A 15,429-nucleotide genomic window follows, 5' to 3' on the forward strand; every position below is an offset into this window, starting at 1 on the left:
AACAAGGATGTTGCCGATATCGGGTGCCGACGCGCCCACGCCCGCGGCGCCACGCCGGTGCGCGGAGCCGATCCCCACCGACGTCCGCGGGAGGTGCGCATGACCGGGTCCCTGACGAACCCCGCCGCCACGTCCCGCGACGCCACCTCGCCCGACGCCGCGGCGCCGCGCACCGCGCCCGACGCGGCGCCCGACCACGACGCCTCGACGCGCCGTCGCATCCTCCAGCTCGTCGCCGCCGACGGCCCCGTGAGCGCGGCCGACCTCGCCGCCGCGCTCGACCTCGCCGCGGCCGGCGTGCGCCGCCACCTGCAGGCGCTCGAGCAGGCCGAGCAGATCACGGTCCACGAGGGGCCCGCCGCGAGCCGCGGCCGCGGCCGCCCCGCGCGGCGGTACGTCGTCACCGCGCCCGGCCAGGCCGCGCTCTCGCAGGGCTACGCCGAGATCGCCGCCGACGCGCTGCACTTCCTCGCGCACGCCGCCGGGCCGGACGCGCTCGAGCGGTTCGCCGAGCACCGCGTGCGCGAGCTCGAGGACCGGCACGCCGCGGCCGTCGACGCCGCTGGCGGTGACGTCGCGGCCCGTGCCGAGGCGCTCGCGGTCGCGCTCGCGGGCGACGGCTACGCCGCGTCGGCGCGACCCGTGCCGGGCGCGTCCGTCGTGCAGCTGTGCCAGGGCCACTGCCCGGTGCAGGAGATCGCGGCGCAGTTCCCGCAGCTGTGCGAGGCCGAGACCCGTGCGTTCGGGCGGCTGCTCGGCGTGCACGTCCAGCGGCTGTCCACGCTCACCTCGGGCGGGCACGTGTGCACCACGAGCGTCCCGACCGTCCCCACCCGCACCGCCGACGTCGACCCCACCGGGCCGCCCGACCCCGCCGCCGGACGGTGAGACCGGCCACCACGACCCCGCCCCCTGCCTCCCACGCCGTGCACTCGACGGAAGGACCGACACCATGAGCGCACCCACGGACGACACGGCCACCCGGCCGGCGGCCACCGAGCCGCTGAGCCAGGACGAGGCCATCGCCTCGATCGGCAACTACACCTACGGCTGGCACGACCCCGACGTCGCCGGCGCCTCCGCGCGCCGCGGCCTGTCGGAGGACGTCGTGCGCGACATCTCGCGGCTCAAGAACGAGCCCGAGTGGATGCTCAAGACGCGCCTGAAGGCCCTGCGCCTGTTCGACAAGAAGCCCATGCCCTGGTGGGGCGCGGACCTGTCGGGCATCGACTTCGACAACATCAAGTACTTCGTGCGGTCCACCGAGAAGCAGGCCACCAGCTGGGAGGACCTGCCGGAGGACATCAAGAACACGTACGACCGCCTCGGCATCCCGGAGGCGGAGAAGCAGCGCCTCGTCGCGGGCGTCGCCGCGCAGTACGAGTCCGAGGTGGTCTACCACCAGATCCAGGAGTCGCTCGAGGAGCAGGGCGTCATCTTCCTCGACACCGACACGGGTCTGCGCGAGCACCCCGAGATCTTCGAGCAGTACTTCGGCTCGGTCGTGCCCCCGGGCGACAACAAGTTCGCGTCGCTCAACACGGCCACGTGGTCGGGCGGCTCGTTCGTCTACGTGCCGCCGGGCGTGCACGTCGAGATCCCGCTGCAGGCCTACTTCCGGATCAACACCGAGAACATGGGCCAGTTCGAGCGGACGCTGATCATCGCCGACGAGGGCTCCTACGTGCACTACGTCGAGGGCTGCACCGCGCCGATCTACCAGTCGGACTCGCTGCACTCCGCCGTGGTCGAGATCGTCGTGAAGAAGAACGCGCGCGTGCGCTACACGACGATCCAGAACTGGTCGAACAACGTCTACAACCTCGTGACCAAGCGGGCGACCGTGGCCGAGGGCGGGACGATGGAGTGGGTCGACGGCAACATCGGCTCCAAGGTCACCATGAAGTACCCGGCGATCTACCTCATGGGCGAGCACGCGCGCGGCGAGACGCTGTCGATCGCGTTCGCCGGCGAGGGCCAGCACCAGGACGCCGGCTCCAAGATGGTGCACGCCGCACCGCACACGTCGAGCTCGATCGTGTCGAAGTCGGTCGCGCGCGGCGGCGGCCGCACGTCCTACCGGGGTCTCGTGCAGATCCTCGAGGGCGCGTCCCACTCGGCGTCCAACGTGCTGTGCGACGCGCTGCTGGTCGACCAGATCTCGCGCTCCGACACGTACCCGTACGTCGACGTCCGCGAGGACGACGTGTCGATGGGCCACGAGGCGACCGTGTCGCGCGTGAGCGAGGACCAGCTGTTCTACCTCATGTCCCGGGGCATGGCCGAGACCGAGGCCATGGCGATGATCGTGCGCGGGTTCGTCGAGCCCATCGCGCGCGAGCTGCCCATGGAGTACGCCCTCGAGCTCAACCGCCTCATCGAGCTGCAGATGGAAGGGGCCGTCGGCTGATGACGACCACGACGAACGAGGGCGCCGCGACCGGCCTCTCGACGGACCACTCGCGCGCGGTCGCCGACGGTGCGCACAGCCACGGCGTCGGCACGGTGCCCGAGGCGTCGCGCGCCGCGCGGCGCACGAGCTTCGACGTCGCCGACTTCCCCGTGCCCACCGGGCGCGAGGAAGAGTGGCGCTTCGCGCCGGTCGACCGGTTCGCACCGCTGTTCGCGGGTGCGAGCGACGGCGTCCTGACAGGCCACGGCGTCCTCACGACGGTCGTCGAGGCGCCCGAGGCGCGCGTCGAGATCGTCGACCGCGACGACGCGCGGCTCGGCCGCGCGGGCGTCCCCGGCGACCGCGCCGCGGCCGTCGCGTGGGCGTCGTTCGAGCGCGCGACCGTCGTGACGCTGCCGCGCGAGTCCGTGTCCTCGAAGGTCACCTCGGTGGTCGTCGAGGGCGTCGAGGGCGCCGGCACGCACGAGGCGCCGCTCGAGCCGACGGCCGCGCACCTGCTGGTGCACGCCGAGCCGCTCGCGCAGGGCGTCGTCGTCCTCGACCACGTCGGGCACGCCAACCTCACCGAGACGGTCGAGATCGTCGCGGAGGACGGCGCGCACCTGACGGTCGTGTCCGTGCAGGACTGGGCGGAGGGCTCGGTGCACGCCGCGAGCCACCGCCTGCGCATCGGCCGCGACGCGACGGTCAAGCACATCGTCGTGACGCTCGGCGGCGACGTCGTGCGCGTCACGCCCGACACCGAGTTCGTCGGCGAGGGTGCGTCGGTCACGGCGCTGGGCGCGTACTTCGCGGACGCCGACCAGCACCAGGAGCACCGCCTGTTCGTCGACCACGCGGTCCCGAGCTGCGTCTCGCGCGTGACCTACAAGGGCGCGCTGCAGGGCGCCGGCGCCCACACCGTGTGGGTCGGCGACGTGCTGATCCGCGCGGCGGCCGAGGGCACCGACACGTACGAGCTCAACCGCAACCTCGTCCTCACCGACGGTGCGCGCGCCGACTCGGTGCCGAACCTCGAGATCGAGACGGGCGTCATCGAGGGGGCCGGGCACGCCTCGGCCACCGGGCGCTTCGACGACGAGCAGCTGTTCTACCTGCGCGCCCGTGGCATCCCCGAGGCCGACGCGCGTCGCCTCGTCGTGCGCGGGTTCTTCGCCGAGCTCATCCACGAGATCGGCGTGCCCGAGGTCGAGGAGCGGCTCATCGCGTCGATCGAGGCCGAGCTCGAGAAGTCCATGAGCGAGATCCTCGGCACGACGCCCCAGGTCGAGGGCTCCGACGCGTCGGTGACCACGGCATGACCGCTCAGCTCGCCTGCCTGACGGCGGACGTGCCGGTCGCCGGCACGCTGCGCGTCGAGCTCGAGGGCCCCGCCGGCCCCGTCGAGGTCGCCGTCGTGCGCGACGAGTCCGGCGACTGGCACGCCATCAGCGACATCTGCTCGCACGGCGCCGTCTCGCTGTCCGACGGCGAGGTCGAGGACTGCACGGTCGAGTGCTGGCTGCACGGGTCGAAGTTCGACCTGCGCACCGGTGAGCCCCTGTCGCCGCCTGCGGTCCGCCCCGTCCCCGTCTACCCCGTGACCGTCGACGGCGAGCGTGTGCTCGTCGACGTCGACGCCCCGCTCTGACCCCCGAGGAGTACCCCGAGATGTCCACCCTGGAGATCCGCGACCTGCACGTCAGCGTCGAGACGAAGGAGGGCCCGAAGCCCATCCTGCGCGGCGTCGACCTCACCGTGAACAGCGGCGAGACCCACGCGATCATGGGCCCCAACGGGTCCGGCAAGTCCACGCTGGCGTACTCGCTGGCCGGCCACCCCAAGTACGAGATCACGTCGGGCACCGTGCTGCTCGACGGCGAGGACGTGCTCGCGATGTCGGTCGACGAGCGCGCCCGCGCCGGCATGTTCCTCGCCATGCAGTACCCGGTCGAGGTCCCCGGCGTGTCGGTGTCGAACTTCCTGCGCACCGCCAAGACCGCGATCGACGGCGAGGCGCCCCCGCTGCGCTCGTGGGTCAAGGACGTGCGCGGCGCGATGGACAACCTGCGCATGGACGCGTCGTTCGCCGAGCGCTCGGTCAACGAGGGCTTCTCGGGCGGCGAGAAGAAGCGCCACGAGATCCTCCAGATGGAGCTGCTCAAGCCGCGCTTCGCGATCCTCGACGAGACCGACTCGGGCCTCGACGTCGACGCGCTGCGCATCGTGTCCGAGGGCGTCAACCGCGTCCGCGAGACCACCGACGTCGGCATGCTGCTGATCACGCACTACACGCGCATCCTGCGCTACATCAAGCCGGACTTCGTGCACGTCTTCGTCGACGGCAAGATCGCCGAGCAGGGCGGCCCCGAGCTGGCCGACCGGCTCGAGAACGAGGGCTACGACCGGTTCCTGCCGGCCGGCACCTCCGCCTGAGCACCGTCCCGGTGGCCGCCGGGCGCCCCGCGCGCACCGGCGGCCACCGCACCCTCGTCCCTGGGCGACCGTCGCCACCTGACCCCGCGCCCCCGCGGGGTCGCCCCGCCGGCCGCCTCCCGTCCGCCCGGAGGACCCCATGACCAGCACGCTCGAGCCGCTCGCGCCGACCCTGTCGGCGGCCGAGCTCGCCGCCGTGCGCGCCGACTTCCCGCTCCTGGAGCGCACGCTGCGCGACGGGCGCCCGCTCGTCTACCTCGACTCGGGCGCGACCTCGCAGAAGCCCGAGGTCGTCCTCGACGCCGAGCAGGACTTCTACGTGCGGCGCAACGCGGCCGTGCACCGCGGCGCGCACCAGCTCGCCGAGGAGGCGACGCAGGCGTTCGAGGACGCCCGCGCACGCGTCGCCGAGTTCGTGGGCGCGACGCCCGGCGAGCTCGTGTGGACCTCGAACGCCACCGCCGCGATCAACCTCGTCGCGTACGCGATGTCGAACGCGACCGCGGGGCGCGGGGGCCAGGCCGCCCGCCGGTTCGCGCTCGCGCCGGGCGACGAGATCGTCGTCACCGAGTCCGAGCACCACGCGAACCTCGTGCCGTGGCAGGAGCTCGCGGCCCGCACGGGTGCGACGCTGCGCTGGATCGGCGTCGACGACGACGGCCGCCTGCGGACCGAGGAGCTCGCGACGGTCGTCACCGAACGCACGCGCGTGCTGGCGTTCACGCACGCGTCGAACGTCACCGGCGCGGTCACCCCCGTCGAGGCGTTCGTGGCCCGCGCGCGCGAGGTCGGCGCGCTGACCGTGCTCGACGCGTGCCAGTCGGTGCCGCACCTGCCGGTCGACCTCGCCGCGCTCGGCGTCGACTTCGCGGCGTTCTCGGGGCACAAGATGTACGGCCCCACGGGCGTGGGCGCGCTGTACGGGCGGCGCGAGCTGCTCGAGGCCATGCCGCCCGTGACGACCGGTGGCTCGATGGTCGAGGTCGTCACGATGGAGACGACGACGTACGCGCCGCCGCCGCAGCGCTTCGAGGCCGGCACGCAGATGGTGTCGCAGGCCGTCGCGCTCGGCTGCGCCGCGACGTACCTGTCGGAGCTCGGGATGCCCGCGGTCGCGGCGCACGAGCGGCACCTCGCGGGGCTGCTGCTTGACGCGGTCGCGTCCGTGCCCGGCGTCCGCGTGATCGGCCCGACCGAGAACCGGGACCGGCTCGCGGCGGTGTCGTTCGTCGTCGACGGCGTGCACGCCCACGACGTCGGGCAGGTGCTCGACGATGCCGGCGTGGCCGTGCGCGTCGGCCACCACTGCGCGCAGCCGCTGCACCGCCGGTTCGGCGTCGCCGCCACGGCCCGTGCGAGCGCGGGCGTCTACACGACCGACGACGACGTCGCGGCGTTCCGGGAAGCACTCGCGGGGGTCCGCGCGTTCTTCGGACTGGGCGGCACGACGACGGACGGGAGGCCCGCATGAGCTCGGCCATGGAGCAGCTGTACCAGCAGGTCATCCTCGACCACGCGAAGTTCCCGCACGGCCGCGGCCTGCCCGAGGGCGTCGGCGCGGTCGGCGTCGCGGCGGCCGACCACGGCACGTGCGCCGCGACGTCGCACCAGGTGAACCCGACCTGCGGCGACGAGGTGACGCTGCACGTCGACGTCGACACGAGCGGCGGCACGCCGGTCGTGCGCGGCGTCGCGTGGGAGGGCCAGGGCTGCTCGATCTCGCAGGCGTCGACGTCGGTGCTGCACGACCTGGTCGTCGGCCAGGACCTCGCGACCGTCGACCGGCTCGCCGCGTCGTTCCGCACGATGCTGCAGTCGCAGGGTGCGGGGCTCGCCGACGAGGCCGAGGAGGAGGCCCTGGGCGACGCGGTCGCGTTCGCGGGCGTCTCCCGTTACGCCGCACGCGTCAAGTGCGCCCTGCTCGGCTGGGTCGCGCTCGACGACGCCCTCATCCTGTCCGGTGCCCGTACGACGGAGGACGCATGACCACCGAACCCACCACCCCCGCCGCGGTCGACGGTGCCTCCGCAACCGCGGGGGCCGCGACGGTCGCCGACGTCGAGGAGGCGATGCGCGACGTCATCGACCCCGAGCTCGGCATCAACGTCGTCGACCTCGGCCTCGTGTACGGCGTCGTCATCGACCAGACCAACACCGCGGTCATCGACATGACGCTCACGTCGGCGGCCTGCCCGCTGACCGACGTCATCGAGGACCAGTCCGCGCAGGCGCTCGACGGCATCGTCGACGGATTCCGCATCAACTGGGTGTGGATGCCACCGTGGGGTCCCGAGAAGATCACGACCGACGGTCGCGAGCAGATGCGGGCCCTCGGCTTCAACATCTGACGCACGACGCAGGCCCCCGCACCGGACCGGTGCGGGGGCCTGCGTGCGTCGGCCCGGTGGTCGGGACGCCGGTCAGAGGCTGTCGGTCGCGAACGTGTCGCACGCCGCGAGCGACCCCTGCTCGTAGCCGGTGGTGAACCAGCGCTGCCGCTGCTCGCTCGACCCGTGCGTCCAGGTGTCGGGGTTCACGCCGCCGCCCGACTGCTGCTGGATGTGGTCGTCGCCGACGGCCGCCGCGGCGTCGAGCGCCTGCGCGAGCTGCTCGGCGGTGATCGGCTCGAGGAACGGCGTGTCCGTGCCGGGGCGGGGCGTCTGCGTGGCAGCACCGGCCCACATGCCCGCGTAGCAGTCGGCCTGCAGCTCGACCCGCACCGAGTCGGACTCCGCACCGCCCCCGCTGCGGTCGGCGCGGTCGAACACGCCCGTGAGGTTCTGCACGTGGTGGCCGTACTCGTGCGCGTACACGTACATCTCGGCGAGCGGGCCGCCCTGCGCACCGAACTGCTGCTGCAGCGTCTCGAAGAACGTGATGTCGAGGTAGATCCGCTGGTCGGGCGGGCAGTAGAACGGGCCCGTCGCGGACGACGCCTGGCCGCAGCCGGTGCTCACGCCGCCCGTGAACTCGTCGGCCCCGGGGGCGCGGAACGTCACGCCCTGCGGCACCGCGGTCGCCCAGTAGGCGTCGAGCGACTGCAGGGTCGCGGAGAACCGGCACACGGGGTCCGTGTTGGCCTGCTCGACGGTGCACTCGCCGACCTCGGTCACCTGACCGCCGCCGTCGCCCTGCTGTGCGCCCTGCAGCACGGGGGACAGGTCCTGGCCCGTGAACAGGTAGATCGCGAGGGCGATGAGCCCGACAATCCCGCCGCCGGCCGCCACGCCGCCCGCGCGACCGCGGCGCCGGACGCGCCCACCCTCGAAGTTCCCGCCCTGGCTGAAGGTCACGCGCACACGGTAGGTCCCGGCCCGCGGACGCGCTCGTCGAGCGGCGGGTCAGTCGGCGAGGCCGCGCGCGGCGAGCGCGTCGCCGGTCGTGCGCGCGTGCGCGACCATCCGCACGGCCGCGGGCACGACGGTCGCGCGCGGGTCGCGCTCGAGGCCGCGCGCCCGCGCGGCGTCCCGGGACTCGCCGACCACGCGGGCGACGACCGGCACGGTGCGCAGGAACAGGCCCACGGCCAGCGCGACGGTCTCGGGCGGGAGCCCCACGTGGCGCAGCGGCCGGGCCGCGCGGGCGACGACCGCGAGCAGGTCGTCGGCGCGGGTGGTCGCGGTCACGAGCGTGCCGGCGAGCACGAGCGTGACGACGTCGAGCGCGGCCTCGACGCCGACCTCCCAGCCGCGCGCCCAGGTCTGGTAGCCCGCGAGGACGCCCGCGGCGACCAGCACGGGCAGCATCCCGCGGACCGTGCGTCGCCAGGGGAGGCGTGCGAGCACCGCCAGCGCCAGCACGACGCCGAGCGCGAGCGTCGCGGCCGTCGGCCCGCGCAGCACGACCAGGACGACGCCGAGCGCCGCCAGGGCGACGAGCTTGCGGCCCGCGGGGGCGCGGTGCACGAGGCTCGTGCCGGGGTGGTGCAGGCCGAGCGGTCCGGCCCACGGCCCGCGCAGCGGGCGCCCGGTGCTCGCCGTCCCGCCGCGGCGGCCGACCGGGCTCACGGCGTGGCCACCGCGTCCGACGACCCGGTCATGAGCGCGCGGTACCGCGCGAGCGCCGGGCCGGGCGCGTCGTCCGCGACGACCTGCCCCTGGTCCACGACGAGCACGCGCTCGGCACGCGCGGCCGCGTCGAGGTCGTGCGTGACGACCACGACCTGCTGGTCGAGCGACGCGAGCAGCGCGTCGACGTGCGTGCGCCAGCGCAGGTCGAGCAGCGTGGTGGGCTCGTCGCACACCAGCACGGCGGGCTCGGTCGCGAGCACGGCGGCCAGCGCGAGGAGCTGGCGCTGCCCGCCCGAGAGCTGGTGCACCGACACGTGGGCGCGCTCCGCGATACCGATGCGCTCGAGGGCCGCGTGGGCCCGCGCCGTGCGCTCGGCCGCGTCGGGCACCGTGCGGCGCAGCGACAGCGCGACGTCCTCGAGCGGCGTCGGCATGACGAGCTGCGCGTCGGGGTCGGTGAACACGAACCCGACGCGCCGGCGCACGGCCGCGCCGTCGCGCACGGTGTCGAGGCCGTCGACGCGCACGGCACCGGCCGACGGCAGCACGAGCCCGTTGAGCAGGCGCGCGAGCGTGGACTTGCCCGACCCGTTGGCCCCCACGACGGCGACGCGTCGCTCGCCGAGCCGCAGCGTCACCGGGCCCAGCAGGCGCACCACGCGCTCGGGCCCGCCCGCCGGGTCGGGGGACCACGCGGTGACCTCGGCGGCGTCGAGCTCGATCACGCGCGGCGCGTCATGCGCGGCCGCGGCGCAGGTCGGGGAACGCGCGCAGCACCGCGAGCGTCACACCGGCGGCGAGCAGGTTCTTCACGACGTCGCCGGGCCAGTAGACGACGTCGATCGCGAGCGCCTCGCCGGGCCCGACCCCGAGCCGCGCCATGAGCCCGACGATCCCCGCGGGGTGCGTCACGAGGAACGACGACCCCAGCCCCGCGGCGACCAGCAGGGCGTAGCGCCACCGCGGGCGCGCGCGCAGCGCGAGCCCGCCGAGCCACCCCGCGGCGGCCGCCGCGAGCGGGAACGCCAGCAGGTACCCGGCCGACGGCTTGCCCAGCACGCCGAGCCCGCCGGTCATCTCCGCGAAGACCGGGACGCCCGCCAGGCCGACCACGAGGTACAGCGCGACGGCGAGGAACCCGCGCCGCGCACCGAGCACGAGCCCGGCCACGACCACGCCGAACGTCTGCAGCGTGATCGGCACGGGCGTGCCCGTGGGGATCGCGGGCACGAGCGCGCACGCCGCGACGAACGCCGCGAACGTCGCGACGAGCGCGACGTCGGTGCTCGTGCGGCGTGCGGCGCGCGGCGCCGGGGGAGAGGCGGGCGCGTCGGCCACCGGGGCGGTCGACGCGTCGACCAGGGACGACGCGCGGTCGTCGGGCAAAGCGCTGGACATGGCGGGCCTCCTGGCGGTGGGCTGGGCGGTGCCCGTGGTCGTCCGACGGGTGCTCGGGCCGCTGGCCACGCTAGCGGCTCGGTAGGATGGTGGGCGTTTGTGCGGGCCGCCAGAACCGCCGCGGCTTTCTCGTAGGAAGTCGCTCGTCGGACACCGAGCCGAGCGCCGCACGCACCCGCACCTGTCCGCACGGACATCTGCCCGGACCATCTGCACGGAACCGAGGGACCACCTGTGATCACCGCCTCGGGCGTCGAGCTGCGCGTCGGCGCCCGCGTCCTGCTGGAGCCGACGACGTTCCGGATCGCCGCGGGCGACCGGATCGGGCTGGTCGGCCGCAACGGCGCCGGCAAGACGACCCTCACCAAGACCCTCGCGGGCGAGACGCAGCCCACGGGCGGGACGATCTCGCGCGGCGGCGACGTCGGCTACCTCCCGCAGGACCCGGCCTCGGGCGACCTCGAGCAGCTCGCGATGGACCGCGTGCTCTCGGCGCGCGGCCTGGACGCCGTGCTCACCGCGATGCGCGAGACCGAGGGGCTCATGGCGTCGGCCGACGACGCGACGCGCGACAAGGCGATGGACCGGTACACGCGGCTCGAGGCGCGGTTCACCGCGGCCGGCGGCTACGCGGCCGAGAGCGAGGCGCACCGCATCACCGCGGCGCTCGGCCTCGACGACCGCGTGCTCGGGCAGACGCTCGGCACGCTGTCGGGTGGTCAGCGTCGTCGCGTCGAGCTCGCGCGCATCCTGTTCTCGGGTGCCGAGACCCTGCTGCTCGACGAGCCGACCAACCACCTCGACGCCGACTCGATCGTCTGGCTGCGCGACTACCTCAAGGTCTACCCCGGCGGGTTCGTCGTCATCAGCCACGACGTCGAGCTGCTGCGCGCGACGGTCAACAAGGTGTTCCACCTGGACGCGAACCGGTCGCAGCTCGACCAGTACAACCTCGGCTGGGACGCCTACCTGAAGCAGCGTGAGACGGACGAGAAGCGTCGCCGTCGCGAGCGGGCCAACGCCGAGAAGAAGGCCGCGACGCTGCTCGCGCAGGCCGACAAGATGCGCGCCAAGGCCACCAAGGCCGTCGCGGCGCAGAACATGGCGCGCCGCGCCGAGCGCATGCTCTCGGGCCTCGAGGAGGTCCGCGTGTCCGACAAGGTGGCCAAGCTGCGGTTCCCGGACCCGGCGCCGTGCGGTCGCACGCCGCTCACGGCCGAGGGCCTGTCGAAGTCCTACGGGTCGCAGGAGGTCTTCACCGACGTCTCGCTCGCGATCGACCGCGGCAGCAAGGTCGTCATCCTCGGCCTCAACGGCGCCGGCAAGACGACGCTGCTGCGGATCCTCGGCGGGCTGCAGGACCCCGACACGGGCGAGGTGCGCGCGGGCCACGGGCTCAAGCTCGGGTACTACGCGCAGGAGCACGAGACGCTCGACCTGGACCGCACGGTCGTCGAGAACCTGCGCACCGCGGCGCCCGACCTCACCGACACGCAGGTGCGCTCGGTGCTCGGCTCGTTCCTGTTCTCGGGCGACGACGCCGACAAGCCCGCGCGCGTGCTCTCGGGCGGCGAGAAGACGCGGCTCGCGCTCGCGGCCCTCGTCGTGTCGAGCGCGAACGTGCTGCTGCTCGACGAGCCGACGAACAACCTCGACCCCGCGTCCCGCGAGGAGATCCTTGCGGCCCTGCGGGGCTACACGGGGGCGGTCGTGCTCGTGAGCCACGACGAGGGCGCGGTCGCAGCGCTCGAGCCCGAGCGCGTGCTGCTGCTGCCCGACGGCGACGAGGACCTCTTCGGCCCCGACTACCTGGACCTCATCGCACTGGCCTGACCCGGGCGCGGGTCCGCCCCGGCCCGGGCCCGGCCCGGGCGGGCGCGTCGGCTCAGACCCGCCGCGCGGCCTCCTGCGCGTCGATCTCGGCGTCCTCGTCGATCTCGTCGCGTCCGCGGGCGCGCCGCGGGCGCGGTGCGGGCGTCGGGGGAGCGGGCGTGCCGTCGGGCGTCGCGGGCCCGACGGGCGGCCCGCCGACCCCGGTCCACTCGCGGCGGGCCGACACGCTGAACGCGACGAGCCCGCCGGCGGCGAACACCCACCACTGGAACGCGTACGACAGGTGCGACCCCGGGTCGGTGCTGGGGGCCGCGAGCGTGCCCAGCACCTCGTCCGGTGCGGGGACCTCGCGCACGACGGCCCCGTAGGCCGCGTAGGGCGGCGCGTCGACGCCGCCCGCGGCGAGCACCTGCGCGGGGGCGATCGCGTGCGCCTGCCGGTCCGGTGCGGTGCGCGTGCTGGGGCGCTCGCCCGGGCGCAGCCGCACCGTCACGGTCACGTCCCCGGCCGGCGGCGCCGGGACGTCCACGTCGGCCGAGCCGTCCGACCCCGTGGGCACCCACCCGCGGTCCACGACGAGCACGCGGCCCGCGTCGACCGGCGGCCCGAACGCGCCGGGCGCGGCGTCCGTGACCAGCAGCGGCACGAGCGCGTGGTACGCGGGCGTGCCGTCGACGGGGCGGTTGCGCAGCAGCACGGTCGACCCCGGCAGGTAGCGGCCCTGCACGACGACCGAGCGCCACGCGTCGGCGTCGGGCAGCGCCGCGGCGGGGTCGGGCACGACGTCCGCCAGGTCCACCGGCTCCGCCGCGTAGTTCGCCTCGACGACCGCGATCGCGGCGTCCCGCGCGACGTGCCGGTGCCACTGCCACCGGCCCAGGAACGTGCAGACCACCGCCATGACGAGCCCGACGACCAGCAGCCCGAGCGCGCGGCGGCGCGCGTCGGCGCGCAGGTCCGCGGGCGTCAGGCGCAGGACGTCGTCGCCCGCGGGCGGCGCGGCGGTCACGCGCCGACCCGGTCCAGGTCGTCGACGGGCACGACGTCACGCAGGAAGTCGCGCACCCGCAGGTACTCCGACAGGTGCTCACGGTGGTCCTCGCACGCGAGCCACACCTTGCGGCGCTGCGGCGTGTGGAGCTTGGGGTTGTTCCACAGCACGCCCCACGCGGGCGCCTGCCGGCACCCCCGCGCGCTGCACACCAGCTCGTCGACCGCATCGGGCACGGCCGACCCGTCCGGCGTCGTGCTCACCGTCCACCTCCCAGCTCGTCCTTGCGGGGCGCGGGACCGATCTCGCGCGCCTCGTAGTACACGTCGGGCTCCTCCCGGCGCCGCCGGGCGGTGGTCGCGAGCAGCACCGCCACGTAGGGCAGCACGCTCGCGGCGACCAGCAGCGCGAGCGGCACCCACAGCGGCACGTGCGACCACAGCAGCCCTGCCGCGACGAAGCACACCACGCGCACGCCCATCTGCCACAGGTAGCGGCGCTGGCGGCGGGCCAGGTCGTCGGCCGGCGACTCGGGGGCCGAGGTGATGCGGTGCACCTCCGGCTCCTGCCGGGCACCGTGCCGACGCGTGCTCACCACCCGATGGTAGGCGTCGGTCCTGTGCCCGGCCGCGCGGGCGCCGCACCGGGGCCGCCGTGCGGCGCAGGTCACGCTTTGTCGAGGTCCCACAACGCCCGGCCCCCAACTCGTGGCGCCCCGCACCGCCGTGCCGCGCACCGGCTCGGCTAGCGTCGTGTCCCGTGCCTGCCACGACACCCGAGCCCACGACCCCCGACGCGACCCCCCGCCAGCGCAGCGTGCTGGTGACCGGCGCCAACCGCGGCATCGGCCGCGCGATCGCCGAGCGGCTCGTCGCCGGGGGTGACAAGGTCGCCACGATCGTCCGCTCGGGCGGCGCCCCCGAGGGCGTGCTCGAGGTGATCGGCGACGTGCGGGACACGGCGTCCGTCGATGCGGCGTTCACGCAGGTCGAGGCCGCGCACGGCCCCGTCGAGGTGCTCGTCGCCAACGCCGGCGTCACGCGCGACCAGCTGCTCATGCGCATGACCGACGACGAGTTCGCCGAGGTCCTCGACGTCAACCTCACCGGGGCCTTCCGCGTGGTGCGCCGCGCCAGCAAGGGCATGATCCGGCTGCGCCGCGGCCGCATCGTCCTCATCTCGTCCGTCGTCGGCCTCTACGGCTCGCCGGGCCAGGTCAACTACGCGTCGTCGAAGTCGGCGCTCGTCGGCATGGCGCGCTCGATCACGCGCGAGCTCGGCGCGCGCGGCATCACCGCGAACGTCGTCGCCCCCGGGTTCATCGACACCGACATGACCAAGGCACTCCCGGAGGACCGCCAGCAGGCCTATCTCGGCTCGATCCCCGCGGGCCGGTTCGGCCAGGCCGACGAGGTCGCCGCCGCCGTGCAGTTCCTCGCGTCCGACGCGGCCGCGTACGTCTCGGGCGCCGTGCTGCCCGTCGACGGCGGCCTCGGCATGGGCCACTGAGCCCGCGCCCCACCCCCACCCTCCCGACCGCACGCGCCCCGCGCGGCGGACCGTGACCGCGAAAGGCACACCATGGCACTCCTCGAGGGCAAGACCCTCCTCGTCACCGGCGTCCTCACGGACGGGTCGATCGCGTTCCACGTCGCGCGCCTCGCGCAGGAGCAGGGCGCGCAGGTGATCCTCACGTCGTTCGGGCGCCAGCTGCGCCTCACGCAGGCCATCGCGCGCCGGCTGCCGCAGCCCGCGCCCGTCGTCGAGCTCGACGTCACGAACGCCGACGACCTCGCGGCGCTCGCCGACCGCGTCCGCGAGCACGCCGACCGCCTCGACGGCGTCGTGCACTCGATCGGGTTCGCGCCGCAGTCCGTCATGGGCGGCAACTTCCTCGCCGGCGAGTGGGAGGACGTCGCGACCGCCGTGCACGTGTCGGCGTACTCGCTCAAGGCGCTCGCGGTCGCCGCGCTGCCGCTGCTGACCCGCGGCTCGGGCCTCGTCGGCCTCACGTTCGACGCGCGCTACGCGTGGCCCGTGTACGACTGGATGGGCGTCGCGAAGGCCGCGTTCGAGTCGACCGCGCGCTACCTCGCGCGCGACCTCGGCCCGCAGGGCGTGCGCGTCAACCTCGTCTCGGCGGGGCCGATCCGCACGACGGCCGCTAAGTCGATCCCCGGGTTCGAGACCATGGAGGGCCGCTGGTCCGACCGCGCACCGCTCGGCTGGGACGTCACCGACCCCGAGCCGACCGCGCGTACCGTCGCCGCGCTGCTGTCCGACTGGTTCCCCGCGACCACGGGCGAGATCGTGCACGTCGACGGCGGCGTGCACGCCATGGGGCAGTGACGTACGTCGCGTCCCGCCGG

18 protein-coding genes are annotated in these 15,429 nt (G+C 74.7%); 11 read left to right on the forward strand and 7 right to left on the reverse strand.

Annotated elements, in window-relative coordinates:
* Positions 1-99 precede the first annotated feature (99 nt).
* From GY42_RS03265 to GY42_RS03300, 8 genes are all read left to right on the forward strand, one after another.
* Positions 100-888, forward strand: coding sequence for a helix-turn-helix transcriptional regulator (locus GY42_RS03265; RefSeq protein WP_046528239.1), 789 nt, complete (start codon positions 100-102; stop codon positions 886-888).
* A gap of 64 nt (positions 889-952) precedes the next feature.
* Positions 953-2,410, forward strand: coding sequence for a Fe-S cluster assembly protein SufB (gene sufB, locus GY42_RS03270; RefSeq protein ID WP_046528240.1), 1,458 nt, complete (start codon positions 953-955; stop codon positions 2,408-2,410).
* On the forward strand, positions 2,410-3,714 hold the full coding sequence (sufD, locus tag GY42_RS03275) for a Fe-S cluster assembly protein SufD (protein WP_046528241.1): 1,305 nt from the start codon (positions 2,410-2,412) through the stop codon (positions 3,712-3,714). Before sufB ends, sufD begins: the two co-directional genes overlap by 1 nt.
* Positions 3,711-4,043: a non-heme iron oxygenase ferredoxin subunit gene (locus GY42_RS03280; RefSeq protein WP_046528242.1), complete on the forward strand. Its 333-nt coding sequence runs from the start codon at positions 3,711-3,713 to the stop codon at positions 4,041-4,043. Before sufD ends, GY42_RS03280 begins: the two co-directional genes overlap by 4 nt.
* 20 nt (positions 4,044-4,063) lie before the next feature.
* Positions 4,064-4,828, forward strand: a complete 765-nt coding sequence (gene sufC / locus GY42_RS03285) for a Fe-S cluster assembly ATPase SufC (RefSeq protein WP_046528243.1) — start codon at positions 4,064-4,066, stop codon at positions 4,826-4,828.
* Between the two features lie 139 nt (positions 4,829-4,967).
* A complete protein-coding gene (locus tag GY42_RS03290) occupies positions 4,968-6,299 on the forward strand; it encodes a cysteine desulfurase (RefSeq protein ID WP_046528244.1) in 1,332 nt (443 codons plus the stop codon).
* Positions 6,296-6,814 carry a Fe-S cluster assembly sulfur transfer protein SufU gene (sufU, locus tag GY42_RS03295; protein WP_082131336.1) on the forward strand — a complete coding sequence of 173 codons (519 nt, stop codon included), beginning with the start codon at positions 6,296-6,298 and terminating at the stop codon, positions 6,812-6,814. The genes GY42_RS03290 and sufU overlap by 4 nt, the downstream gene beginning before the upstream one ends.
* A complete protein-coding gene (locus GY42_RS03300) occupies positions 6,811-7,176 on the forward strand; it encodes a metal-sulfur cluster assembly factor (protein WP_046528246.1) in 366 nt (121 codons plus the stop codon). Before sufU ends, GY42_RS03300 begins: the two co-directional genes overlap by 4 nt.
* A 72-nt stretch (positions 7,177-7,248) precedes the next feature.
* Here GY42_RS03300 and ypfJ read toward each other — a convergent pair whose 3' ends face one another.
* Genes ypfJ through GY42_RS03320 form a run of 4 tightly spaced genes read right to left on the reverse strand, consistent with a single transcriptional unit; the run spans position 7,249 to position 10,236 of the window.
* Positions 7,249-8,121, reverse strand: a complete 873-nt coding sequence (gene ypfJ, locus GY42_RS03305; RefSeq protein WP_046530484.1) for a KPN_02809 family neutral zinc metallopeptidase — start codon at positions 8,119-8,121, stop codon at positions 7,249-7,251.
* A gap of 48 nt (positions 8,122-8,169) precedes the next feature.
* Positions 8,170-8,835, reverse strand: a complete 666-nt coding sequence (locus GY42_RS03310; protein ID WP_082131337.1) for an energy-coupling factor transporter transmembrane component T family protein — start codon at positions 8,833-8,835, stop codon at positions 8,170-8,172.
* Positions 8,832-9,563 (reverse strand): energy-coupling factor ABC transporter ATP-binding protein, encoded by a 732-nt coding sequence (locus GY42_RS03315; RefSeq protein WP_046528247.1) that lies wholly within the window; start codon positions 9,561-9,563, stop codon positions 8,832-8,834. The genes GY42_RS03310 and GY42_RS03315 overlap by 4 nt, the downstream gene beginning before the upstream one ends.
* A gap of 10 nt (positions 9,564-9,573) precedes the next feature.
* Complete coding sequence (locus GY42_RS03320; protein ID WP_046528248.1) at positions 9,574-10,236, reverse strand: biotin transporter BioY; 663 nt, start codon at positions 10,234-10,236, stop codon at positions 9,574-9,576.
* Positions 10,237-10,470: 234 nt separating this feature from the next.
* Between GY42_RS03320 and GY42_RS03325 the strand changes: the two genes are divergently transcribed.
* A complete protein-coding gene (locus tag GY42_RS03325) occupies positions 10,471-12,069 on the forward strand; it encodes an ABC-F family ATP-binding cassette domain-containing protein (RefSeq protein ID WP_046528249.1) in 1,599 nt (532 codons plus the stop codon).
* 52 nt (positions 12,070-12,121) lie between these two features.
* Here the strand turns inward: GY42_RS03325 and GY42_RS03330 are convergent, their stop codons facing one another.
* Genes GY42_RS03330 through GY42_RS03340 form a run of 3 tightly spaced genes read right to left on the reverse strand, consistent with a single transcriptional unit; the run spans position 12,122 to position 13,655 of the window.
* Complete coding sequence (locus GY42_RS03330; protein ID WP_236686703.1) at positions 12,122-13,078, reverse strand: SURF1 family cytochrome oxidase biogenesis protein; 957 nt, start codon at positions 13,076-13,078, stop codon at positions 12,122-12,124.
* The gene (locus GY42_RS03335; RefSeq protein WP_046528250.1) at positions 13,075-13,323 is read right to left on the reverse strand and encodes a hypothetical protein; all 249 of its coding nucleotides are present in this window, start codon (positions 13,321-13,323) and stop codon (positions 13,075-13,077) included. The genes GY42_RS03330 and GY42_RS03335 overlap by 4 nt, the downstream gene beginning before the upstream one ends.
* Entirely contained in the window at positions 13,320-13,655 is a 336-nt protein-coding gene (locus tag GY42_RS03340) for a DUF3099 domain-containing protein (RefSeq protein WP_046530487.1), read from the reverse strand. Before GY42_RS03340 ends, GY42_RS03335 begins: the two co-directional genes overlap by 4 nt.
* A gap of 164 nt (positions 13,656-13,819) precedes the next feature.
* Here GY42_RS03340 and fabG point away from each other — a divergent pair, with 164 nt between their 5' ends.
* Positions 13,820-14,569 carry a 3-oxoacyl-ACP reductase FabG gene (gene fabG, locus GY42_RS03345; RefSeq protein WP_046528251.1) on the forward strand — a complete coding sequence of 250 codons (750 nt, stop codon included), beginning with the start codon at positions 13,820-13,822 and terminating at the stop codon, positions 14,567-14,569.
* A 72-nt stretch (positions 14,570-14,641) separates the two neighbouring features.
* Positions 14,642-15,409 carry an enoyl-ACP reductase FabI gene (gene fabI, locus GY42_RS03350; protein WP_046528252.1) on the forward strand — a complete coding sequence of 256 codons (768 nt, stop codon included), beginning with the start codon at positions 14,642-14,644 and terminating at the stop codon, positions 15,407-15,409.
* Positions 15,410-15,429 lie beyond the last annotated feature (20 nt).

This window comes from Cellulomonas sp. FA1 (assembly GCF_000986825.1).
Taxonomy (GTDB): domain Bacteria; phylum Actinomycetota; class Actinomycetes; order Actinomycetales; family Cellulomonadaceae; genus Cellulomonas; species Cellulomonas iranensis.

Bases quoted from the DNA above. Each gene is read 5' to 3' on its own strand.
- GY42_RS03290 (WP_046528244.1), top strand. From the start codon at position 4,968: ATGACCAGCACGCTCGAGCCGCTCGCGCCGACCCTGTCGGCGGCCGAG.
- sufB (WP_046528240.1), top strand. From the start codon at position 953: ATGAGCGCACCCACGGACGACACGGCCACCCGGCCGGCGGCCACCGAG.
- GY42_RS03280 (WP_046528242.1), top strand. From the start codon at position 3,711: ATGACCGCTCAGCTCGCCTGCCTGACGGCGGACGTGCCGGTCGCCGGC.
- GY42_RS03265 (WP_046528239.1), top strand. From the start codon at position 100: ATGACCGGGTCCCTGACGAACCCCGCCGCCACGTCCCGCGACGCCACC.
- GY42_RS03320 (WP_046528248.1), bottom strand. From the start codon at position 10,236: ATGTCCAGCGCTTTGCCCGACGACCGCGCGTCGTCCCTGGTCGACGCG.
- fabI (WP_046528252.1), top strand. From the start codon at position 14,642: ATGGCACTCCTCGAGGGCAAGACCCTCCTCGTCACCGGCGTCCTCACG.
- sufC (WP_046528243.1), top strand. From the start codon at position 4,064: ATGTCCACCCTGGAGATCCGCGACCTGCACGTCAGCGTCGAGACGAAG.
- sufU (WP_082131336.1), top strand. From the start codon at position 6,296: ATGAGCTCGGCCATGGAGCAGCTGTACCAGCAGGTCATCCTCGACCAC.
- sufD (WP_046528241.1), top strand. From the start codon at position 2,410: ATGACGACCACGACGAACGAGGGCGCCGCGACCGGCCTCTCGACGGAC.
- GY42_RS03300 (WP_046528246.1), top strand. From the start codon at position 6,811: ATGACCACCGAACCCACCACCCCCGCCGCGGTCGACGGTGCCTCCGCA.